At 29.4% G+C, this 23,882-nt stretch carries 24 protein-coding genes; 23 read left to right on the top strand and 1 reads right to left on the bottom strand.

The features are described from left to right. From BM384_RS05575 to ppdK, 18 genes are all read left to right on the top strand, one after another. Positions 1-275, top strand: a 275-nt coding sequence (locus tag BM384_RS05575) for an IS3 family transposase (protein ID WP_139232051.1), incomplete at its 5' end; no start/stop codon positions are given. Between the two features lie 290 nt (positions 276-565). After that, positions 566-2,122: a nitrite/sulfite reductase gene (locus BM384_RS05580; protein WP_090011909.1), complete on the top strand. Its 1,557-nt coding sequence runs from the start codon at positions 566-568 to the stop codon at positions 2,120-2,122. A gap of 146 nt (positions 2,123-2,268) precedes the next feature. Beyond that, positions 2,269-3,210, top strand: coding sequence for a 50S ribosomal protein L11 methyltransferase (gene prmA / locus BM384_RS05585; protein ID WP_090011911.1), 942 nt, complete (start codon positions 2,269-2,271; stop codon positions 3,208-3,210). Positions 3,211-3,226: 16 nt separating this feature from the next. Next, positions 3,227-3,988 carry an RsmE family RNA methyltransferase gene (locus tag BM384_RS05590; RefSeq protein ID WP_090011913.1) on the top strand — a complete coding sequence of 254 codons (762 nt, stop codon included), beginning with the start codon at positions 3,227-3,229 and terminating at the stop codon, positions 3,986-3,988. After that, entirely contained in the window at positions 3,988-5,295 is a 1,308-nt protein-coding gene (gene mtaB / locus BM384_RS05595) for a tRNA (N(6)-L-threonylcarbamoyladenosine(37)-C(2))-methylthiotransferase MtaB (protein ID WP_090011915.1), read from the top strand. Before BM384_RS05590 ends, mtaB begins: the two co-directional genes overlap by 1 nt. A 31-nt stretch (positions 5,296-5,326) precedes the next feature. Next, complete coding sequence (locus BM384_RS05600) at positions 5,327-5,671, top strand: histidine triad nucleotide-binding protein (RefSeq protein ID WP_090011918.1); 345 nt, start codon at positions 5,327-5,329, stop codon at positions 5,669-5,671. A 124-nt stretch (positions 5,672-5,795) separates the two neighbouring features. Then, the gene (gene rpsU, locus BM384_RS05605) at positions 5,796-5,972 is read left to right on the top strand and encodes a 30S ribosomal protein S21 (RefSeq protein WP_002581942.1); all 177 of its coding nucleotides are present in this window, start codon (positions 5,796-5,798) and stop codon (positions 5,970-5,972) included. 30 nt (positions 5,973-6,002) lie between these two features. Continuing rightward, positions 6,003-6,455 (top strand): GatB/YqeY domain-containing protein, encoded by a 453-nt coding sequence (locus BM384_RS05610; protein WP_090011920.1) that lies wholly within the window; start codon positions 6,003-6,005, stop codon positions 6,453-6,455. Positions 6,456-6,547: 92 nt separating this feature from the next. Continuing rightward, entirely contained in the window at positions 6,548-6,844 is a 297-nt protein-coding gene (gene yqfC / locus BM384_RS05615) for a sporulation protein YqfC (RefSeq protein ID WP_090011922.1), read from the top strand. Beyond that, positions 6,834-7,958, top strand: a complete 1,125-nt coding sequence (gene yqfD, locus BM384_RS05620) for a sporulation protein YqfD (RefSeq protein ID WP_090011924.1) — start codon at positions 6,834-6,836, stop codon at positions 7,956-7,958. The genes yqfC and yqfD overlap by 11 nt, the downstream gene beginning before the upstream one ends. Positions 7,959-8,002: 44 nt before the next feature. Beyond that, a complete protein-coding gene (locus BM384_RS05625; RefSeq protein ID WP_090011926.1) occupies positions 8,003-10,054 on the top strand; it encodes an HD family phosphohydrolase in 2,052 nt (683 codons plus the stop codon). Positions 10,055-10,072: 18 nt separating this feature from the next. Beyond that, on the top strand, positions 10,073-10,576 hold the full coding sequence (gene ybeY, locus BM384_RS05630; RefSeq protein WP_090011928.1) for an rRNA maturation RNase YbeY: 504 nt from the start codon (positions 10,073-10,075) through the stop codon (positions 10,574-10,576). Between the two features lie 27 nt (positions 10,577-10,603). Continuing rightward, positions 10,604-11,305 carry a diacylglycerol kinase gene (locus BM384_RS05635; RefSeq protein ID WP_090011930.1) on the top strand — a complete coding sequence of 234 codons (702 nt, stop codon included), beginning with the start codon at positions 10,604-10,606 and terminating at the stop codon, positions 11,303-11,305. A gap of 346 nt (positions 11,306-11,651) precedes the next feature. Then, on the top strand, positions 11,652-12,545 hold the full coding sequence (gene era / locus BM384_RS05640; protein WP_090011932.1) for a GTPase Era: 894 nt from the start codon (positions 11,652-11,654) through the stop codon (positions 12,543-12,545). A gap of 11 nt (positions 12,546-12,556) precedes the next feature. Continuing rightward, positions 12,557-13,306 (top strand): DNA repair protein RecO, encoded by a 750-nt coding sequence (recO, locus tag BM384_RS05645; RefSeq protein WP_090011934.1) that lies wholly within the window; start codon positions 12,557-12,559, stop codon positions 13,304-13,306. An 8-nt stretch (positions 13,307-13,314) separates the two neighbouring features. Further along, positions 13,315-13,929, top strand: coding sequence for a DUF4342 domain-containing protein (locus tag BM384_RS05650; RefSeq protein ID WP_090011936.1), 615 nt, complete (start codon positions 13,315-13,317; stop codon positions 13,927-13,929). A gap of 182 nt (positions 13,930-14,111) precedes the next feature. Next, positions 14,112-14,747, top strand: coding sequence for a transcriptional regulator CcpN (locus BM384_RS05655; RefSeq protein ID WP_090011938.1), 636 nt, complete (start codon positions 14,112-14,114; stop codon positions 14,745-14,747). Positions 14,748-14,822: 75 nt separating this feature from the next. Further along, a complete protein-coding gene (gene ppdK / locus BM384_RS05660; protein WP_090011940.1) occupies positions 14,823-17,450 on the top strand; it encodes a pyruvate, phosphate dikinase in 2,628 nt (875 codons plus the stop codon). 35 nt (positions 17,451-17,485) lie between these two features. On the opposite strand, the gene BM384_RS05665 is transcribed toward ppdK, so the two are convergent. Then, positions 17,486-18,559 (bottom strand): CotS family spore coat protein, encoded by a 1,074-nt coding sequence (locus tag BM384_RS05665; RefSeq protein ID WP_090011942.1) that lies wholly within the window; start codon positions 18,557-18,559, stop codon positions 17,486-17,488. Positions 18,560-19,043: 484 nt separating this feature from the next. On the opposite strand from BM384_RS05665, the gene dnaG reads away from it, so the two are divergent. The 5 genes from dnaG to BM384_RS05690 all read left to right on the top strand — a co-directional run. Next, positions 19,044-20,831: a DNA primase gene (dnaG, locus tag BM384_RS05670; protein ID WP_090011944.1), complete on the top strand. Its 1,788-nt coding sequence runs from the start codon at positions 19,044-19,046 to the stop codon at positions 20,829-20,831. Between the two features lie 24 nt (positions 20,832-20,855). Then, positions 20,856-21,989, top strand: coding sequence for an RNA polymerase sigma factor RpoD (gene rpoD / locus BM384_RS05675; RefSeq protein ID WP_090011945.1), 1,134 nt, complete (start codon positions 20,856-20,858; stop codon positions 21,987-21,989). Between the two features lie 63 nt (positions 21,990-22,052). After that, complete coding sequence (locus BM384_RS05680; protein ID WP_090011947.1) at positions 22,053-22,748, top strand: tRNA (adenine(22)-N(1))-methyltransferase; 696 nt, start codon at positions 22,053-22,055, stop codon at positions 22,746-22,748. Between the two features lie 2 nt (positions 22,749-22,750). After that, positions 22,751-23,545: a Nif3-like dinuclear metal center hexameric protein gene (locus BM384_RS05685; protein WP_090011949.1), complete on the top strand. Its 795-nt coding sequence runs from the start codon at positions 22,751-22,753 to the stop codon at positions 23,543-23,545. 81 nt (positions 23,546-23,626) lie between these two features. Continuing rightward, positions 23,627-23,882, top strand: a 256-nt coding sequence (locus BM384_RS05690) for a transposase (protein WP_175537297.1), incomplete at its 3' end; no start/stop codon positions are given.

Consider the following 23,882-nt stretch of genomic DNA (forward strand, 5'->3'; position numbering starts at 1 on the left):
TTTGGGGAATAATCAAATCAGAAATGTATTATAATACTAATTTTAAAAGTGAAGATGAATTACGTGAAGCAATAAAGGATTACATATTTTTCTACAATAACAGCAGGTATCAAGAACGCTTCAATAATCTTACTCCTACTGAAGTGAGACAGGCTGCAATGGTTTCAATAACCCCAGCGCAATATCCTATACCTGAAAATAAACGTATTTTAGCATACAAGGCTATGCTATTAGAAAAAAGAGAAAAATCGAATAGAAAATGCGACCCTAATTAAGGTCGCATTTTCTCAAAAATTTTATTTATTTTGCCTGTCTACTTGACAGGGGTCTGTTCAAAATTTAGATATATCTTTTTTGTTTTCCAGAGAAAATTTAGAAATAAGAAGAACAAAATTTTTTGCTAAATAAAAGAATATTCAATAAATTATTCTTGGTTTTGTCTTTTATTGATAATACAATTTAAAAAACTTTAAAAAATTGCCTTTGTATTTTTTTTGTGCTATAAATTGAAGTGGAATAATAAAAATTTATATGTTCAACAAAAGAGGACTTAGAGGTGAGTTTGATGGATAAATTAAAAGAAATTTTAAGAGAAGAAATCGAAGATTTTAGACTTGTTGGAGAAAAATTTATTAACAAAGAAATGAGCGTGGCAGACTTTAAAAAGGCATCAGGAGGCATGGGCGTATACGCTGAAAGAGGCGGACAAAAGTTCATGGTAAGACTAAAAATGCCTTCAGGAGTAACTACTAAAGCTCAATTAAATAAAATATATGAATTAGCAGACAGATATAATTTAAAAGGTGTTCATTTAACAACAAGGCAAGCAATACAACTTCATACTTTAGATATAGATGATGTATGCGATATAATGAAAGAAGTTCTTGATTATGATATATTCACAAGAGGTGGTGGTGGTAACTATCCAAGAAATGTTGCCATTTCTCCATTAGCAGGAGTAGATAGAGAAGAAGCTTTTGATACAACTGAAATATCATTAGCAGTATCAAATTACTTTTTAGAAAGAATTCTTACTTATAAACTTCCAAGAAAGTTAAAGGTATCTTTTTCAAGTACAGAAAAAGATGAAGCTCACGTAACAGTACAAGATTTGGGTTTTATGCCAGTTAAGAAAGATGGAAAGAATACATTTACTGTTTATGCAGGTGGTGGATTAGGTATGAATCCTAGAAAGGGTATTCTTATAGAAGAAGGTGTAGACCCAAGTGATGTATTGTGCTATGTTGAAGGAATGGTAAAGTTCTTTATGGCTAAAGGGGATTATAATAATAAAGCTAGAGCTAGAGTGAGATATATTCTTGAAAGAATGGGTGAAGAAGAATTCAGAAATGAATATAAAAAGTATGTTGAAAAAGAAAAATCAAACTCTGAATTAAAGTTAGATATTAAAGAAAAAACAATAAATAAGGAAGGTATAAAAACTGATGTTAAACATAAGAGATTATATTCTCAAAAGCAAGAAGGTTTATATTCAGTATATGTTCATCCTTTAATTGGGCAATTAAAACTTGAAAGTTTAAAAGCTATCTGTGATTTTATAAATGATAAAGAAGATATAGAAATAAGACTTGCAATGGTTGAAGGTATGTATATAAGAAACTTAAATGGTAAGGAAGCAGAAGAATTCTTAAAAATAACTGAAGAATTTAGTGAAGACCTTGAAATAATGCAAAGTATATCATGTGTTGGTCTTCCTATATGTCAAATGGGAAGATGTGATAGTGAATCAGTAGTTGAAAATGTAACAGCCTTCTTAAAGGAAAAGGGATATAATAAAGACATATTACCTAAAATGTGTGTATCAGGATGCCCAAACTCTTGTGGTGTTCATGAATTAGGTGGTATAGGCTTTATGGGCATGAAGGTTAGAGATGACGGACAAATTAAAGATGCTTTTAGATTATTTATAGGTGGAAAAACTTCAGCTAAAGATACGACTTTAGGAGAAGAAAAATCTGATTTCTTACCTGAAAGAATACCAGAATTTATCTATGAATTAAGCTGTAAAATAGATGAAAGTGGTATGAAATTTGAAGATTATATTATTGAAAATAAAAATGAATTAAACAATTTGATTAATAAATATGCAATTGAAAAATAATTGTATTTAAAGCGGAATTAAGAAGATCTCAATGGAATTTTTATATAATTTAGTTGAGATCTTCTTTATTATTTGACATGATACTTTTTTTAAGTGTAAAATATTATATTAGTCGAATTAGAAAATTAGAGAGGATTGTGATTTTTTTGGACGGAAGATGGATAGAAGTTAGAGTAATTACTGAAAGTGAAGCTTTAGAAGAAGTATCAGGTATATTTTATACTCTTGACTGTAAAGGTGTAGCTATAGAAGATCCACAAGATATATTAGGAAGAGAACAAGGACCTTTGACATGGGATTTTGCTGATTTAAATGTTCTTGAGCATAAAGGTGAATTTGCTGTTGTAAAGGGATATTTCTCAGATGAAGATAATATAGAAGAAGTTGTTGCTTTTGTAAAAGAAAGATTAGAAGATATAAAGAACCTTGGAATTAATATAGGAAAAGGTGAAGTAGAAGTTCAGGAAATGAAAGAAGAAGACTGGGCTAATACTTGGAAGAAATACTATAAACCTTTCAGAATAGGAAAGAGTATAGTAATTAAGCCTATATGGGAAGAATATGAAGAAAAAGAAGGAGACCTTATAGTTGAATTAGATCCAGGTATGGCATTTGGTACAGGAGATCATGAAACTACTAACATGTGTATAAGAGCACTTGAAAAGTATGTTGAAAAAGATAGTACAGTATTTGATGTTGGATGTGGGTCAGGAATCCTTGCAATAGCTGCAGCAAAACTTGGTGCTAAAAAAGCAATAGGAGTAGACTTAGATCCAGTTGCTGTTGAATCTGCAAAAGAAAATGTAGGTTACAACAATTTAGATAACATTGAAATTTTAGAAGGTAACTTAGCAGAAGTTATAGAAGGAAAAGCTGATATAGTTGTTGCTAATATCTTAGCAGAAATTATATGTATCTTAACTGAAGATGTACGTAGAGTATTAAAGCAAGGTGGATATTTCATAACATCAGGAATAATTCATGATAGAGTTGACATGGTAGTTAATAAACTTGAAGAATGTGGATTTGAAGTTGAATCTGTAAACAAAGATGGAGAATGGAATTGTATAATTGCTAAACTTAAATAATTAAGGAGAGAAGAATATGCATAAGTTTTTCACACAGCCAGAAAATATTTCAGAATATGAAGCAAAAATAACTGGTGATGATGTAAAACATATATATAAGGTATTACGACTAAGTGAAGGTGAAAAAGTTCTTTTAAATAACTGTAAAGGCGCTGAATACTTAGGTGAAATAAGTAGCGTGTCTAAGACAGAAGTAATAGTTAAAATACTTAAAAAAATAGAGATAAGTAATGAAAGTCCTCTAGAGATATATCTATTTCAAGGACTTCCAAAAGCTCAAAAGATGGACTTAATAGTTCAAAAAGGTACTGAACTTGGAATTAAAGAATTTATACCTGTAATTACTGAAAGAGTAGATGTGAAGCTTAAAGGTGATTTTAAAAAGCTTGATAGATTAAATAGAATTGCCCTTGAAGCAGCAAAGCAAAGTAAAAGAAGTATAATACCTGACGTATTAGAACCTATTACCTTTGAAGAAGCTATAGAGGAAATGTTAGATATGGATATGATAATAGTTCCTTATGAAAATGCAGATAATTTTGGAATTAAAGGAGTTATATCCAAGTTGAGAGAAAAAGGTACATTGAATACTATAAAGAAAATAGGTATAATTATTGGACCGGAAGGCGGTTTCGAAGAGGATGAAATAGAGAAACTGAAAAATGAAGGAGCTTATATTGTTACATTAGGAAGCAGAATACTTAGAACTGAAACAGCAGGCTTTGTTGCAGCTTCACTAATACAATATGAGTTAGGTGATTTAGGAGGAACAATTTAATGAAAGTTGCATTTGCTACATTAGGATGCAGGGTTAATTCATATGAGTCAGAAGCAATGGCTGAAAAGTTTATTAGAGAAGGATATGAAGTTGTAGATTTTTCTGAAGTTGCTGATGTATATGTTATTAATACTTGTACAGTAACAAATATGGGGGATAAAAAGTCTAGACAAATAATAGGAAGAGCTAGAAGATCAAATGAAGATGCTATAATAGCAGTAGTAGGATGTTATTCACAAATGGCACCTAAAGAAGTTTCTGCTATTGAAGGTGTAGATGTTGTTTTAGGTACTAAAAATAAGGGCGATGTGGTATACTATGTAAATAAGGCTAGAGATGAACAAAAAATTCAAGTTCATGTTGATAATGCTTTAAAGAATAATAAATTCGAAGAACTTAATATTGAAGAATATCAAGATAAAACAAGAGCATTCTTAAAAGTTCAAGATGGATGTAATAGATTCTGTGCATATTGTGCAATACCTTATGCTCGTGGATCAGTATGTTCTAAGGATCCAAGAAAGGTAATTGACGAAGTTAAAAGACTTAGAGACCATGGATTTAAGGAAGTTATTATATCAGGAATACATACAGCTTCTTATGGCTTGGATTTAAATGGAACTATAACTTTAGTAGATCTATTAGAAGATATAGAACTTATAGATGGTATAGAAAGAGTTAGAATAGGATCTATTGAACCAGCATTCTTTACTCCAGATGTTGTAGAAAGAATAAAGAAAATGAAAAAGCTATGTCCTCAATTCCATTTATCTCTTCAAAGTGGATGTAATGCTACCTTAAAGAGAATGAATAGAAGATATACAGCTGAAGAATATGAAAATATAGTTAATATTTTAAGAGAAAATATTAAAGATGTATCTATAACAACTGATGTTATAGTTGGCTTCCCAGGTGAAACTGAAGAAGAATTTAATGAAACATATGAATTCTTAAAGAAATTAAAATTAACAAAAACTCATATCTTTAAGTATAGTCCTAGAAAAGGAACAAGAGCTGCTGATATGCCAAACCAATTAGATGGTAATGTTAAGGAAGAAAGAAGTAAGCTTCTTATTGAATTGAATAAGAAAAATGAAAAAGACTTTATTTCTAAGTATGTTGGTAGAGAAATGGATGTACTTGTAGAACAAGAAGTTAAAAATAAGCCAGGTATTTATGAAGGATATACTAGAAACTACTTAAAAGTTGAAGTATCTGGATTAAATGAAGAGATGAAAGGCCAAATAGTTCAGTGTAAGATTACAGTAGCATGTGATGACTATGCTGAAGCTGAATATATGGCATAAATAAATAATAACTTTAGAAGGGGGTGAAATTGTGGAAGACTGTATTTTTTGTAAAATAGTAAAAGGTGAAATACCAAGCAAAAAGCTATATGAGGATGATAAGGTATATGCATTTTATGATATAGAACCAGCAGGACCTGTTCATTTTCTTGTGATACCTAAAGAGCATATTGAAAGTGTAAATATGTTAAATGAAAAAAATGCTGAAATAGTTTCACATGTATTCTTAGTTATTAATAAATTAGTTAATGAACTTGGTATTTCAGATAAGGGCTATAGAATAGTAAATAATACTGGAGAACATGGTGGTCAAACTGTACCTCATATGCATTTTCATGTTATAGCCGGAAGAAATTTAGCTTGGCCACCAGGATAAAAAATTTATTTTTGGTTAGACTTATTGACATGTATTATGGTGCTATTGTATAATAAACAGTGTGTTATTAAGCCCGTAGCTGAGTTGAATTAGAGATTTTAGCTAGCGGAGGGAGGGATAATTTATGTCAGAAATTAAAGTTGGAGAAAACGAAACACTTGAAAGTGCATTAAGAAGATTTAAGAGAAAATGTGCTAGAGCTGGAGTAATTTCAGAAGTTAGAAAAAGAGAACATTATGAAAAACCAAGCGTAAAGAGAAAGAAAAAGTCAGAAGCTGCTAGAAAGAGAAAGTTTAAGTAGGACTGTTTCTTGAAAGAAGGTATTTATAGTATGCCTACAATAAAAGAAAGACTTCAAAATGATTGGAAAGCTGCATTAAAGGCTAAAGATAAATTTAAGGCTAATGTTATTAGTACTGCAAAGTCAGCTATTCTATTAGTTGAAAAAACTGATAATAGAGTAGTTCAAGATGATGAAGCTATTGAAATTTTAGCTAAGGAAATCAAGCAAAGGCGAGAAGCTATGCTTGAATTCGAAAAGGGAAATAGACAAGATTTGGTGGATCAAGCAAAAAGTGAAATTAATATCTTGCTAGAATACCTTCCTCAGCAGTTAAGTGAAGTAGAAATAAAAAAAATAGTAGAAGAATCGGCTATAGATGCGGGCGCAACTAGCATTAAAGACATGAAAAAAGTTATGGCTTTAGTTAGACCTAAGACATTAGGAAGAGCTGATGGCAAGCTTGTAAGTCAATTTGTTAAAGAATATTTAACTAATAAATAACAGAAGAACTCATTTATATGAGTTCTTTTTGTTATTTTTTTTTGCATTAAAACATAAAGTAAATTGATAGTAATTTTTATGGATGATAGAAAGTGGAAGGTAAGATTAATAAAAGTAAAGAATATGTAGTAGAAAATTTTGATATACCTAAAGATGCAATTTTTAAGATTCCTAAAATTATAATTGATGGTAATAAGAAAATTACCATAGAGAATCATGGTGGAATAGGTGAGTTTAAAAGAGATGAACTTAAGATAAATACTAGTATAGGTATTATAAAGCTTCAGGGAGATAATTTTGAAATTCTATACATAGGTGAAAATACGTTGATTATATCTGGAAACTTAAAGAATTTTGAATGTGAAGGATATAGAAAGTATGGAAAGTAAAAAAATTAATAAAGGAACTATAGTTATAGAAGTTTCCGTTATCTCACCTGAAAAGTTTTTAAATCTGTTATGGAATAAGAATATTAAAGTTTCAAAGATAAAAAAGATAGATATGACAACTATTAGATTTGAAATAAGTTATGAGGATTATGAAGAGGTTATAAACCTAGCTCATAATCTTAAAGGTAAATGTAGAGTTGTTTCTTCAAAAGGACTTATTTTTATATTAGAAAAATTAAAAAGACAGGCATCTATTATTGTTGGGATATTAGTTTTTTGTGTAGGTCTTTATATTCTTTCTACTCATATATGGAGTGTGGAGATAAATACAAAACAGAATATTCCTCCATATGAAATAAGAAAAATTCTTACTAGCCTTGGAGTGAAGCCTGGCATTAAGAAAAGTGATGTGGATGTATATTCTTTAGAAAGAGAACTTGAAGGGAAAAATAAGGATATTTTGTGGATAAGAACTAGAATTGAAGGTTCTACCCTTAAGGTGGTTCTAGAAGAAAAAGTTACACCGCCTAATATTCAAAAGGAAAGTAATGAAGGTGACTGCGTAGCTAAAATGGATGGAGAAATAAAAAGAATATATGCAAGTTCAGGTACAGCTAAAGTAAGTCCAGGAGATATTGTTAAAGAAGGAGATGTCTTAATAAGTGCTACCCAAGGTCTTGAAGGCAAAGAAGAATTTCCTGCAGAAGCTAAAGGTACGGTAATTGCAAATACCTTTTATGAAAAGGAGATGGAAATACTTTTAAAGGGTAAGAAGATAGAGAGTACTGGAAGAAAAGATAAGGATATATATTTAAACTTTTGGGGAAATAAAATTTACTTAAAAAAGACTGTAAACAATTTTAAATATTATGATAAAATAAAAGATGATAATGGTTTTGTAAATAAAGTAACATATTTTGAGAGAAGCGATAAAGAGGTTGATTTAGATAGGGATACTGAAATAAAAAAAGGAACTGAAAAACTTAAAAAATCATTAATAAAAACATTGAGTAATGAAGCAAAAATCTCAGATGAAAATATTTCTGTAGAAGATTTGGGAAATGGAAAAATAAGATTAAAGGTTATATTTATAGTTGAACAAAGTATAATTTAATTTATTCTATTAGGGTTTATGGATAAGAAGGTGAGATACAGTACATGAGAATACAAAATATAAAAAGAATAAAACTTAAATCTAAAATTGCTCTAGTTATTGTTGTGACATTTATAATATCATATATTCTATTAATAACAGCCGTTGCCCCTCATAAGTATGATTTAAGGGTTGGGGAAATAGCTATGTCGGATATTAAAGCAACTAGAGAAACTGTAGATGAAACAGCATCAGAACAAAAACTTCAGCAAGCTATTGATAATGTAGATAAACAGTTTACGCTGAAAAGTGAAGTAAAAAAGCAGGCATTAGCTAATATAGAATCTTTATTTAACAAATTAGAAGATGTTTTAAATGCAAATAGTGATCAGGCGGAGAAGATAAGTGAACTTGAAAAATTTGAAGCTATAAAGTTATCTGAAAATGAATGTAAAGTTATGCTGTCTATAAATAAAGAAAAAATACCAGAGATAAAAAAAGAGTCTCTAGAAGTTTTGGAAGATGCATATAAAAATAACATTGAAAATGACAAGACCGCTGAACTTAATAGTGTTAAAAATGAAGCAGCAGATGAAATTGAAGACTGGGATTTAAATTCTGAATTAACATCTGTTTTAAAGAAAATTATAACAAGTCAGATAACACCTAATTTCTTCTATGATGAAGAAAAAACAGAAGAAAAAATTAAAGAAGTTCAAAAAAATACTGAAAGGGTAGTTATTAAAAAGAATCAGATAATAGTTAAAGAAGGAGAACCTGTTACAGAAGAGCAGATTCAAGTATTAAATGAATTAGGACTTTTAAGTGATGAATCAGGAAGTGGATTCTCTATTTTATATTTTATTTCAGCATTTTTTATAATGGTTATACTATATCTAGAACATAATTATATTTATAAGAATAATAAAGAAATATTTTATGATATTAAAAAGATAATAGTTATAAATTTATTAAACGTTATCTCTTTGATTTTGGCTAGAACTATAAGTTACGGTTCACCATATTTAATACCTCTTGCTTGTGCACCGCTTTTAATGACTCTTCTTATTAATTATAAGATATCCTTATATGTAAGTGTATTAAATGCAATATTAATCGGGACAATAGTAGAGTCAGATCCTAGTATATTGGTTTTAGCAGTATTAAATGCTTTATTAGGTGCTACAGTTCTTAGAAAGATGCAGCAAAGAAATGATATATTATATGCATGTATAAAGTTAACAATATTAATTGGTATATCATGTTTCACAATGGGAATTTTATTATCAAGTAATATTTCAGATATATTATTAAATACTTTATTTTCAATGCTTGGAATGATTTTATCAGGTATACTAGCAGTAGGGCTTCTACCATTTTTAGAAGCAACCTTTGATATAGTTACCACATTAAAATTATTAGAGCTTAGTAATCCTAATAATCAGCTACTTAAAAGACTTCTTATGGAGGCACCGGGAACTTATCATCATAGTATGATGGTTGCAAATTTAGCAGAAATGGCTGCAGAAGAAGTAAATGCAGATTCAGTAGTTGCTAGAATAGGAGCATATTATCATGATATAGGAAAAATAGTAAGGCCTGTTTTCTTTAAAGAAAATCAAATGACTAAAGAAAATCCTCATGATAAGATAAATGCAAGCTTAAGTACTCTTATAATAACATCCCATGTTAAAGATGGTATAGAGCTTGCTAAAGAATACAAACTTCCAAAAGTAATTCAGGATATAATAGCTCAGCATCATGGAACAACTCTTGTAAAGTATTTTTATCTTACAGAGAAAAACAATTCAGAGCATCCTGAAGAAGTAAGGGAAGAAGATTTTAGATATCCAGGACCAATACCTTCTAGTAAGGAAGCTGGTATAATTATGCTTGCTGATTCAGTAGAAGCAGCGGTTAGATCAATAAATGATCCTACAAAAGGTAAAATTGAAGAGATGGTTAATAATATTATTAAAGATAAGTTATATTCGGGACAGCTTGATAACTGTGATTTAACATTAAAGGATTTAAGCATAATAAGAAAGAACTTTTTAAAAGGCTTTAATAGTATGTATCATCAAAGGATAGAATATCCATCAGAAAAGAAAAAATAGTTAAAAGAGGTGTAAATTTTGGTATACGTTGATAATAGACAAGATAAAATAGAGGTAAGTGATAAGTTAGTTAAACAACTTGAAAATACAATTATTACAGCACTTAAAGAAGAGGAAGTAAATACTCAGTGTGAAGTATCCTTAGTATTTGTAGATAATGCTAAAATAAGAGAAATTAACAATGAAAATAGAAGAATAGATAGAGAAACAGATGTATTATCTTTTCCTATATTAGATTACCCAAAAGATAAAGTATTTAAGGAAGTATATAAAGATAAAAAATTTGATGAAACATATTTAGATGGAGAAGATCTTGTTATAGGAGATATAGTTTTATCCTTAGAAAAAGCTTTAGAACAATCAAAAGAATATAATCATTCTTTTGAAAGAGAAGCTTGTTATTTAGTAGTTCATTCAGTACTTCATCTTCTAGGATATGACCATATGGAAGATGAAGAAAAGAAGAGAATGAGAGAAAGAGAGGAATATATTTTAAATAAACTAAATATAACAAGAGAATAGCCTCAAAAAAGTAAAAAGGGTGGGGGTATGAAGTTTAAAAAGTTAGTTGATAGTTTCAATCATGCAATTGATGGAATAATTAATACTGTTCGTACTGAAAAGAATATGAAAATTCACCTGAGTTTTGCACTTGGAGTTCTAATAAGCTGTTTATGCCTTGATATTTCAAAGATGGAATGTATAGTACTTATAATAACTATTACTATGGTGATTTCAGCAGAACTTATAAATACAGCAATTGAATCTACTATTGATATGAAAACTAATTACTATCATCCTCTTGCTAAAGTAGCTAAAAATGCAGCTGCAGGTGGGGTTTTAGTAACTGCTATAAATGCTATAGTAGTTGGATATCTTGTATTTTGGGATAAGTTGGCTAAAATATCATATGAAGGTATTAAAAAACTTAAAAGCTCCAGTCCCTATACTATTTTTATTATAATAGTAATTGTATGTATAGTTACAATAATAGCTAAAGCGGCTCTCGGAACAGGTTCGCCCTTAAAAGGTGGTATGCCAAGTGGGCATAGTGCATTGTCTTTTTCTATAGCAACAACTATTGCATGCCTTACAGAGGAGCCAATTTGCATAGTATTAAGCTACCTAATGGCTGTTATAACGGCTCAAAGCAGAGTGGATTCAGATGTCCATTCTATTCAGGAAGTAGTAATAGGTGCTTTTTTGGGCATGTTTATAACTGTGTTAATATTTACAATAATTAAAATATAAAAAAATCTCAAAGTCTATATTTAAGGCTTTGAGATTTTTTGTTTTAGTATATGAGATTAAAAAATAAATAGCATATTATAAGAAATTCTTTTTCTTGTATAATTTTAATATAATGATATAATTTAAAATACACATAATATAAATAGTATATACTATTTATATTAAAATAAGATTTATAGAAGAGAAAAATTAAGTTGTCTCATATTTATATACTAGATGCAATAGAAGATGTTAAAATATATCTTGTGTGCAATATATAAAAATAAATTTTTAGACATAAATTAAAATTTTAGAAAAAATAATACCAAATACTAAGTAAAAAAGATTTAGAAAATTAGGAGGAATAATGTTTAAATCAGGATTTGTAACAATAGTAGGAAGACCAAATGTTGGGAAGTCAACATTAATGAATCATATAATGGGAGAGAAGTTATCAATTGTATCTAATAAGCCACAAACTACTAGAAACAATATTCAAACAATATTAACAAAGAAGGATAACTATCAAATTGTATTCGTAGATACACCAGGTATGCATAAACCTAAACATAAACTTGGAGAATTTATGGTGAATTCAGCTAGAGAATCTTTAAAGGATGTAGACTTAGTTGTATTTATAACTAATCCAGATGAAGAATTAGGAAGAGGAGATAAGTTTATATTAGAAACATTAAAAAATACAAAAGCTCCTGTATTTTTAGTTCTTAATAAAGTAGATGAAAGCAGTAAAGAAAAGGTAGCAATGGCTTTAGATAAGTTCTCTAAGGAATTTGATTTTGCGGAAATTATACCTATATCAGCTTTAAAAGGAAAGAATGTTGATACATTAGTTAATTTAATGGTTGATTATCTTCCAGAAGGACCAATGTATTATCCAGAAGATATGATAGCAGACGTTCAAGAAAAATTTATAGTTTCAGAAATAGTAAGAGAAAAAGCTTTAAGAACATTAAGAGATGAGGTTCCTCATGGAATAGCTGTTGATATAATTCAGATGAAACAAAAAGAAAATGGAACATATCATATAGAGGTAGATTTAATTTGTGAAAAGGATTCTCACAAAGGAATAATAATAGGGAAAAATGGACAGTGCCTAAAGAAAATTGGTGAAACTGCAAGATATGAACTAGAAAGATTCTTAAATGCTAAGGTTAATATAAAGATATGGGTTAAAGTAAGAAAAGAGTGGCGTGATAATCAAAATCTTTTAAAAGAACTAGGTTATAAGAAGAAAAAATAGATAATTAGGGGATGAGTACACTGTTATTAAATAAGTGTAAGGCTGTGGTTATAAAAACACAGGATTTTAAAGAAAATGATAAGTTAGTATGGCTATATACTGATCAGTTTGGAAAAGTCTCATCTATTGCAAAGGGAGCTAAAAGAAATAAAAGTAAATTACTAGCTGTAACCCTACCTTTATGTTATGGTGAATACTTACTTTTTAAAGGTAAGAGTATGTTTAATATTCAAGAAGGAAAAATACTAAATTCCTTTCAAGGGCTTCTTGATAATTTAGATAAACTCACTTACTCTTCTTATATATGTGAACTTATAGATATAGCTGTTCTTGAAGGAGAAAAGAACCCTTGGCTGTTTAGAGAGTTTGTAACTACATTGTATCTTTTAAATACTGATGCTATTGATTATGAGCTTCTTATAAGAGCCTTTGAGTTAAAGCTATTAAAAGCTACAGGATATGGACTTGTCCTAGATTACTGTACAGGCTGTAAAAAAAAGATAAATGTATCTGATTTTATAAGTTTATCATCATTTGGTGGTGTGTGTGATGAATGTAGAAAAGAATATGGATTACATATATCTAAAGGTGCTTATAATGCATTGAAATTTTTAACTAAAACACCTTCAGATAAAATATATAGATTAAATTTAACAAAAGATATAAAGAAGGAAATAGAAAAGGTAACTCTTAGTATTATTTCTTCAAGTTATGCAAAAAAACCTAAAAGTTTAGAAATGTTAAATTATATAAAGGAGTGAGAGTAAATATGGAAAAAATCTCTTTGGAAAGTGTTGATGAAGTAATTGAAAGAACAGGAGTAAGTTATTCAAAAGCAAAAGAAGCACTAGAATATAGCAATGGAGACATTTTAGATGCAGTAATTTATCTAGAAAATGAAGAGGATAAAAATGGTTTAAACTTTGAAAAAACAAGTGAAACTATAGATGAATTCAAAGTATGGCTAAAAGAAGCTATTAAAAAAGGAAATATATCTAGAATAAAGATAAAGAAAGATGAAAAGGTGATAGTTGATGTTCCTGTAAATGCAGGAATAGCTATTGCTGTTATGAGTATAGTTATGCCTGCAATTTTAGCTTTTGGAGTAATTGCTGCAGTTACAACAAAGATTACTATCGAAATAACAAAAACAGATGGAACTGTTGAAGTAATTAATAAGTATATTAAAGATGCTACTGAAAATATGAAAGAAAAGGCTGAAAAGGTTGGAGAAACTGTAAGAGATAAGTTCTCTTCTGGAGAAATAAAGTTTAAGAGCAAAAAAGAAGATAGTAAGGAATCGAATAAAGGCGGATTTCAAGAAAATGTATATTCTTATACAGTAAAATTTAATGAGGACAAAGCCGATAATTCGAAAGAATAAGATTAAAATAACTAAGAAAGTTGAATGATAATGATAAAAAAGGAATATTGAAAGAATTTGTTTGATTTTTCTGAAAATTTAATGTGGTCAAAAGCATATAAAGTGGTATAATTAAAACTGATGTTAGGAAAATCACCAATATTTATAAGTATTCCTTTTTTCTTCCAGAAAAGAGGGGTAGTATGAAGCTGTCAGAGAGACAGAATGAAATAATCAGGCTTGTTAAAGAAAATCAACCTGTTACTAGTGAAAGTATAGCAGAGAGACTTGGAGTAACAAGAGCAGCTTTAAGGGCAGATTTAGCTATTTTAACTATGACAGGAATATTAGATGCAAGACCTAAGGTTGGATACGTATACTCTAATAAACCTAAAACAAATGATTTATTAGAATATATAAATAAAATTAAGGTATCAGAAATAATGTCTAAACCAGCTGTGATAAGCGAAAATACAATGGTTTATGATGCTATAGTATATCTGTTTTTAAATGACGTAGGTACAGTCTTTGTAGAAAATAACGGGGTATTAGTTGGTGCAGTATCGAGAAAGGATTTCTTAAAGATATCAATAGGAGGTACGGATATTCATAAAGTACCAGTTGGAATTATAATGACTAGAATGCCAAACATTATTTGTGGTAAAAAGGATGACAATGCATATGAGATGGCTAAAAAAATTATTGAACATGAGATAGATAGTATACCTATAGTTGAAACTATTAATGAAATTGGTGATAAAGATCAGTATAAGATCATTGGAAAGGTTTCAAAGACTAACATAACAAAACTTTTCGTTAAATTAGGGGAAGGCGAGTAAGCAATTGGTGTAACTATCGGGGCCTCTGAAGCTCTGTTAGTATAAATATTTTGTATTGAACGGAGGAGTATTGAGATGGAGAAAAAGTACGTTTACCTTTTTAAAGAAGGAAATGCAAGCATGAGGAACTTACTAGGGGGTAAGGGAGCTAACTTAGCAGAAATGACAAACTTAGATATTCCAGTACCAACAGGATTTACAGTGACAACAGAAGCTTGCGTTAAGTACTATGAAGATGGTAAAAAAATATCTTCAAAGATAATGGATGAAATCAATAAAAACGTAAAAGTTTTAGAAGAAACAACTGGTAAAGAATTTGGAAGTTTAACAAATCCGTTATTAGTGTCAGTAAGATCTGGTGCAAGAGTTTCAATGCCTGGAATGATGGATACAATATTAAACCTTGGATTAAATGATCAATCTGTAGAAGCAATGGCTAAATTAACTAATAATCCAAGATTTGCTTATGATTCTTACAGAAGATTTATTCAAATGTTCTCAGATGTTGTGATGGGAATTGATAAAAGACTTTTCGAGGATAAAATTGATGAAATAAAAGAAAGAAATGGTGTTGAATTTGACACAGAATTAACTTGCGAAGATATGAAGGAATTAGCAGTAGAATTTAAAGAAATCTATAAGAAAGAAAAAGGTGAAGAGTTCCCAGAAGATCCTAAAATTCAATTAGTTGAAGCTATTGAAGCTGTATTTAGATCATGGGATAATCCAAGAGCTATCGTTTATAGAAGACTTAACGACATTCCATATGAATGGGGTACTGCGGTAAACGTACAACAGATGGTATTTGGTAATAAAGGAGAAACATCTGGAACTGGTGTTATATTCTCAAGAAACCCAGCCACTGGAGAAAAGAAAATATATGGAGAATATCTAATGAATGCTCAAGGTGAAGACGTTGTTGCAGGTATTAGAACTCCACAACCAATAGCACAATTACAAGATCAAAACCCAGCAATTTACGAACAATTAGTTGGTATAATTAATAGACTAGAAAATCATTATAAAGATATGCAAGACATGGAAATAACTATTGAAGAAGGTAAGTTATATTTCTTACAAACTAGAAATGGTAAGAGAACAGCACAGGCTGCGTTAAAGATTGCTGTCGACTTGGTTGAAGAAGAGATGTTAAGCAAAGAAGAAGCTTTATTAAAGGTTGAACCTAAACAATTAGATTCATTACTACATCCTAATTTTGATGCATCTGAGCTTAAAAAAGCTTCAGCTATAGCAAAGGGATTACCAGCATCACCAGGAGCAGCATGTGGTAAGATTGCTTTCTCTGCTGATGAAGCTAAAGACAGAGCTTCTAATGGAGAAAAAGTTGTTTTAGTAAGACTTGAAACTTCACCAGAAGATATTGAAGGTATGATTGCTTCAGAAGGTGTATTAACTGTAAGAGGTGGTATGACTTCACATGCAGCAGTTGTTGCTAGAGGTATGGGAACTTGCTGTGTAGCAGGATGTGGTGAAATTAAAGTTGATGAAAATGCAAGAAAGATATTAGTAGCAGGAAAAGAATACGGAGAAAATGATTATATATCATTAGATGGTTCTACAGGTAATGTATATGGAGAAAAGATTAAAACAGTTGCTCCAGAAATTACAGGAAACTTTGCAACATTCATGGGATGGGCAGATGAAGTTAGAAAATTACAAGTAAGAACTAATGCTGATACTCCAAGAGATACTAAGCAAGCAGTTGAGTTTGGTGCTGAAGGTATAGGACTTTGTAGAACTGAGCATATGTTCTTTGCAGAAGACAGAATTAAAGCTGTTAGAGAAATGATAGTTTCTAAGAATGTAGAGGAAAGAGAAAAGGCATTAGCTAAGATTCTTCCAATGCAGAAACAAGATTTTAAAGAAATGTATACAGCATTAGAAGGAAGACCAGCAACAATAAGATTCCTTGATCCACCACTACATGAATTCGTTCCTCATACAGATGAAGAAATTAAAGAATTAGCAGCTGAAATGGCATTAGATTTTGAAGATTTAAAAGCAACTGTTGAAGGACTTCATGAATTTAATCCAATGATGGGTCATAGAGGATGTAGATTAGCAGTAACTTATCCAGAAATTGCTGCAATGCAAACTAGAGCCGTAGTAGAAGCTGCTATTGAAATAAATAAAGAAAAAGGTTATAGCATAGAACCAGAAATAATGATTCCTTTAGTTGGAGAAGTTAAGGAATTAAAATATGTTAAAGATGTAGTTGTTAAAACTGCAGATGAAGTTATAAAAGAAAATGGAGTTACATTAAAGTATCATATTGGTACAATGATAGAAATTCCAAGAGCAGCAATAACAGCTGATGAAATTGCTAAGGAAGCTGAATTCTTCTCATTTGGTACAAATGATTTAACTCAAATGACATTTGGTTTCTCAAGAGATGATGCAGCTAAATTCTTAGATTCATATTATGAAAATAAAATTTATGAACAAGATCCATTTGCAAAATTAGATCAAAAGGGTGTTGGAACACTAGTTAAGATTGCAGCGGAAAAAGGTAAGACTACTAGACCTGACATCCATTTAGGAATTTGTGGAGAACATGGTGGAGATCCATCATCAGTAGAATTCTGCCACAGTGTTGGCTTAAATTATGTATCTTGTTCGCCATTTAGAGTTCCACTTGCAAGACTTGCAGCAGCACAAGCACAAGTTAAAAATCCAAGATAGGAATTTTAGATGTGAATGTAAACCCTCTGATTAAATCAGAGGGTTTTTTCACTTCCAATATTCCAATTAATAATTTCTAATTTATTAGATATTTCTACAATGAAATTTAAATGTTCATTAACATATAAATTAGATTTTAAAAGTATTTTATATAGAGAATTTTTATTTGATTTATTTGAAGACCTATAGTAATCATGGCAAGTTTTCCAGAACTTTTGTGGAAATGCAAGATATGAAAGAATATATTTTAAATCATCCTTAGTTAATTCTTTATGAGAATTATATTCTTTTAGGATATTTAAGGCCAAGTCTAAATTCCAATTTGTTTTTTCTCTTTTTAATAACCGTCTCATAAAGTAAGATAAGTCATGGGCACAGTAATCATTTTTACATTTATCAAAATCTATTATCCAAATATCATCTTTAGAAAATAAAATATTTTTATTAACATAATCTCCATGACATAAGGACCTAGATAAATTTTTTTCATCTATTTCAGAGGAATATGAAATGGCGTATTCACATAATTTAAGATTAATATCAATATTTTTAATAAATTCTTTAGAAAAATCATCATTCTTTTTGCGAGCATCATTATAAAGAATAAGAAGTTCATTATAGTGTTTATAAATTGATGAATTTATGTTATTATAACCTTCTCTTATATAACTTCCATTAATGGGCTTGAAATTTTTTGAGCATCTATGGATTTTTGTAAGGTTAATAGTGGACTTAAATACATGCTCGTAATTATCAAAGTTACATTTCTCACCATTAATCCAAGGAGTAAGAATAAATAGAATGTTATTATAATTTAAATAACGCATTCTATCTGAAGTAGGTAAAAATCGAGGCACGTTAATTCCGTATTCATATAACCACTCTACAGCTGAATATACATATAAAAGTTCTTCTTTTGAAAAATAGATTTTTTTTAAACAGTATTTATTATTGTTGAAATTAACTTTGTATACTGCTCGCTGTTTATCCGTATCTTTTAACTTAACCATAGATACTTCAGCGTCGTATATATTAAAATGAGGCAAAATTTTTTTTGCTATATTATCTTCATTAAAAAAAGATTTATCTATATTTTTTAAATTGGTCATTATTTACATCCTAATTTATTGATTATTACTATCATATTGATTTATTTCAATAAATATACATAGGATATTTATTAAATTTATATAAAAAGGATATAAAAAAAATATATATGCAAATAATATTTACATGTAATAAATAAAGGATTTGAAAGATAAGTATAGAATAATAAAAAAGAGGTGATGATATATGAACATAGGAGAAAAAATCGAAAGCTATAAAAGGTTGACAGTAATCTTAAAAATATCATTCCTTGATGGTGGTGTGGCAAAAAAATAAAAAGATTTTATAGATGCTAAACCATAGTAATTATATATTATATAAAAAATAAATGGAAAATTAATAAATAAAAGAATAAATTATGGCATAGGAAGAAAAAATAATTATAAGAAAAAATAGATTTTTTAAATTAAAAGGATTTTTAATCTTCATGTCGAATAATATATAAATTGCTGAAAAAATTTATAAGGTAAGGAGGGAGATTACTCCTTGCGTATTCCAGAAGAAACAATAGAAAGAGTAAAACAAGAAAATGATATTGTAGATGTAATTTCTGAAACTGTAAGGCTAAAAAGAACAGGTAGAAATTATGTAGGGTTATGTCCATTTCATAATGATAAATCACCATCATTTTCAGTATCTCAAGATAAACAGATATATAAATGTTTTTCTTGTGGTGAAGCTGGTAATGTAATTACCTTCGTTATGAAACAAAAGAATTTAACCTTTATAGAAGCTGTTAAAGTTTTAGCTGAAAAAGCAAATATTCCTATTAATTTAGGTAATGGAGAGCCTAGCAAATTATCGAGAAAAAAGGATCTGCTATACAAGGTTAATGTAGAAGCAGGAAGGTATTTCTTTGGAAATTTAATGGCAGATAAAAAAGCAAAAGAGTACTTCATTAATAGAGGAATACAGGAATCTACAATTAGAAAATTTGGATTAGGTTATGCAAAAGATGGTTGGAGTAATATAATTTATCACTTAAAAAGAAAAGGAATAAGTGAATCAGTGATGCTTGAGGCAGGCCTTGTTTCAAAAAATGAACAAAGAGGTACTGTTTATGATAGGTTTAGAAATAGAGTAATGTTTCCAGTTTTTGATATAAAGGGAAGAGTTATTGGATTTGGAGGAAGAGTTTTAGACGACTCAAAGCCTAAATATTTAAATTCCCCAGAAACTTTAGTATTTGAAAAGGGAACAAATTTATATGGTCTAAACTTAGCTATTAAAAATGATATGAAGGAAAGATATTTCATAATAGTTGAAGGATACATGGATTGTATTTCTCTGCATCAATATGGAATAACTAATGCAGTAGCATCACTTGGAACTGCACTTACAGTTAATCAGGCAAGACTTTTAAAAAGGTATGCAGACAAAGTTATAATTTCATATGATGCTGATGTGGCTGGGCAGACAGCTACACTTAGAGGACTTGAAATATTAAGAAATGCAGGGTTTGATGTAAGAGTTCTTTTAATTCCTAAAGGAAAAGATCCAGATGAATTTATTAGAGCTAATGGAAAAGAAGCGTTTTTAAAGTTAATAGAAACTGCTATGCCTCTTATAAATTATAGACTTAAAAGAGCAGAAGAAGGAATTAATTTTAAAGATGAACAGTCCCTTATAGCTTATGGAAAAAGAGTAACTAGTATTTTAGCTGAATTAGATCCTGTAGAAAAGGATGTATATATAAAATATGTTGCTGAAAATACTGGACTTAAAGAACAGTCTCTTTATGATTTGCTAAAGGAAGCAAAACATAAAAAAGAAGACAATTTAGTGAATAATAAGGAATTAATTGGAACAAAATTATATGTAGAACCAGCTTATGTTAAGGCAGAAAAAACATTACTAAAAATGATGATTGAAGATAATGAGTATTTTGAAGTTATCACCAATAGAATTAATAGTAATGATTTCAATTTAGATGCTAATAAAAAAATATTTGACCTTATAGTTAATGGCAGAAAAGAAAATGTAGAAAATCTTTTATCTTATGTTGAGAGTGGGTGTGATGATGTTGAGTCATCAAAAGAATTTGTTAAAATTAACGAATATAATACTGAGATAAATGAAACTACAGATGTTGATAAGTTAATAAATGATAGTATATACAGCATTAAATCATTTAAAGTTCAAGAAAAAATCAAAGAGTTAACTAATAAACAAAAGGAATTTGAGAGAAATGGATTAGATAATACTGCAGAATCATTTAAAGTGGCTGTTGAGCTAAATAAATTAAAACTGAGTATTAAGAATAAAAGTTTTTAAATAAACAGAGAGGTGATTTTGGTCTTGACGAAGGGAGGTAACAAACAAATGGCACAAGAAATTAATACTAAGAAAACAACTAAGAAGAAGGCTGAAACTTTAGATAAAAACTCTAAAATGGCTGTAGTTAAGAACCTAATTGAAAAAGGTAAGAAAAATGGAAGTTTAACATATAAAGAAATAATGGATGAAATCGAAAATATCGATTTAGGTCCAGAACAAATTGAAAAAATCTATGAAGTCCTTGAATCAATGGGAATAGAAGTTGCAGGTGACCATTCACATGAAGAAGAGGAAGAAGAATTAGATTTAACAGTACCAGAAGGTATTGCAATAGATGACCCTGTTAGAATGTATTTAAAGGAAATTGGTAAGGTACCTCTATTAACATCAGAAGAAGAAATTGAACTTGCTAAGAGATTAGAAGCAGGAGATCAATATGCTAAGAAGAAACTTGCAGAAGCTAACCTTAGACTTGTTGTAAGTATAGCTAAGAGATATGTAGGAAGAGGTATGTTATTCCTAGACTTAATTCAAGAAGGTAACTTAGGTCTTATTAAGGCTGTAGAAAAGTTTGATTATAGAAAAGGATATAAGTTCTCAACTTATGCAACTTGGTGGATAAGACAGGCGATAACAAGAGCTATTGCTGACCAAGCTAGAACAATTAGAATACCAGTACATATGGTAGAAACTATAAATAAGCTTATAAGAGTACAAAGACAGCTTTTACAAGAACTTGGTCGTGATCCATTCCCAGAAGAAATATCAAAAGTTATGGATCTTCCAGTAGAGAAGGTTAGAGAAATCCAAAAGATAGCTCAAGAACCAGTATCTTTAGAAACACCAATTGGAGAAGAGGAAGATAGCCACTTAGGTGACTTTATTCCAGATGATGAAGCTCCAGCACCAGCTGAAGCAGCAGCATTTACAATGTTAAAAGAACAACTTATAAATGTTTTAGATACATTAACTCCAAGAGAAGAAAAGGTATTAAGACTTAGATTTGGATTAGATGACGGAAGAGCAAGAACTCTTGAAGAAGTTGGTAAAGAATTCAACGTAACAAGAGAAAGAATTAGACAAATTGAAGCAAAAGCTTTAAGAAAACTTAGACATCCATCTAGAAGTAAGAAACTTAAAGATTATTTAGATTAATATACAAAAACATCTGCTTTTTTATAGCAGATGTTTTTTAAAACTTAGGAGTGTTAATATTTTATGGAATTAAGTAAAAGACTACAATTCATTGCAAACCATATAGATAAGTGCAAAAGTATTATTGATGTTGGTACAGATCATGGATACATACCAATTTACTGTATTCAAAATAATTTATGTGAAGAAGCAATTGCTTCAGATATAAATAAGGAACCAGTTAAAAAAGCAGAAATGAATGCAGGGCTTGAAGGAGTTAAAAAACATATAGATGTAAGACTTGGAGGAGGCTTTGATGTAATTAAGGCTGGAGAAGTAGAAGGATCTATAATTGCAGGTATGGGAGGAAATCTTATAAGAGATATTCTTGAAAAAGAAATAGAAAAAACAGAGGCTTTTAAGTTCTTAATATTACAACCAGCACAAAATCCTGAAGTTCTTAGAGAATATTTATATAATAATGGCTACGAAATAATAGATGAAGATTTATGTATAGATGAAGAAATATACTATGAACTATTTAAAGTTAAAAAAATTAAAAATAGTGAAAAGTGTAATTTAGATAAAATATATTATGAAATTTCACCACGTCTTTTAAAGGATAAAAATAAACTTATGCTTCCTTATTTAGAAAGTAAAGAAGAAAAATATAAAAAGATACTTGGTTTCATAAAAGATAATAGTGAATCTGCATTAAATAGAAAAAGAGATATAGAAAATAAACTTAAAGAAATAGAGAACTTTAAGAAGGTGTTATAATAATGAGTATAAAAGTTAGAGACATAATAAAAGAAATGGAGAAAATAGCACCTCCATTTTTAAAAGAAAGCTATGATAATGTTGGGCTTATGGTAGGAGATAAGGATAAGGAAGTTCAAAAGGTGCTTTTAGCTTTAGACTGCACTAAGAAGGTTATAAAAGAGGCTGAAAGCGTAAATGCAGACTTAATAATAACTCATCACCCTTTACTTTTTAGAAAGCCAAATAGAATTGTAAGAGATGACCTTCAAGGGTGGAAGATAATTGAGCTTATAAAAAATGATATTTCCCTTTATTCAAGCCATACTAATTTAGATTCTGTAAAAGATGGAATAAATGAAGAAATAGTAAATGTGTTAGGCTTTAAAAATAGTAAAATTATTGAGAAGAGTAGTGTTAAAGGGTTTGAAGATTCAGGAATAGGAAGAATAGTAACTTTAGATGAGGAAATGCCAGTTCTTGAGCTTATAAATATAGTTAAAGAAAAGCTAAACGTAAAAAATTTAAGGGTAGCTTTAGGAAAAGATACAGTTAAAAAAATAGCTATTATAAATGGAAGTGGTCAAGACTTCTTTGGAATAGCATCAAGCCTTGGAGCAGACTGTATAATAACAGGAGATACAACTTACCATTTTGTATCAGATTATAAAGAAGAGGGAATAACGATTTTAGATGCAGGACATTTTCCAACTGAGTGGCTTGTATTTTTAAGAGTTATGACAAAGCTAGAAGAAAGATTCCCAGAAATAGAATTTATTCATTCAGAAGAGTCAGAGGATCCATATACATTTGTATAAAATAAAGCTGTAGCTTTTTGATATGATACCTCTAAAGTAGACATGGTAAATAACCAAACTCTACTTTGGAGGTATTTTTTTATGGGAAGAAAATTTAAATATTCAGTTGAAGATAAAATACAAGCGGTTAAGGATTATCTTTCAGGACGGAAGACTACCAAACAAATATGTTCCGAACTAGGAATAAGATACAACAGTAATCATGGAAATATAATCCGTGTTTGGGCTAAAAAATATAAACTATTTGGGGAATCTAGTTTGCATGATAAGCCTCATAATAAATCATATTCTTCTAACTTAAAAACAGAAGCAGTAGAAGCTTATATTAGCGGTGAAG

The organism is Clostridium sp. DSM 8431 (assembly GCF_900116755.1).
Classification (GTDB): Bacteria; Bacillota; Clostridia; order Clostridiales; family Clostridiaceae; genus Clostridium.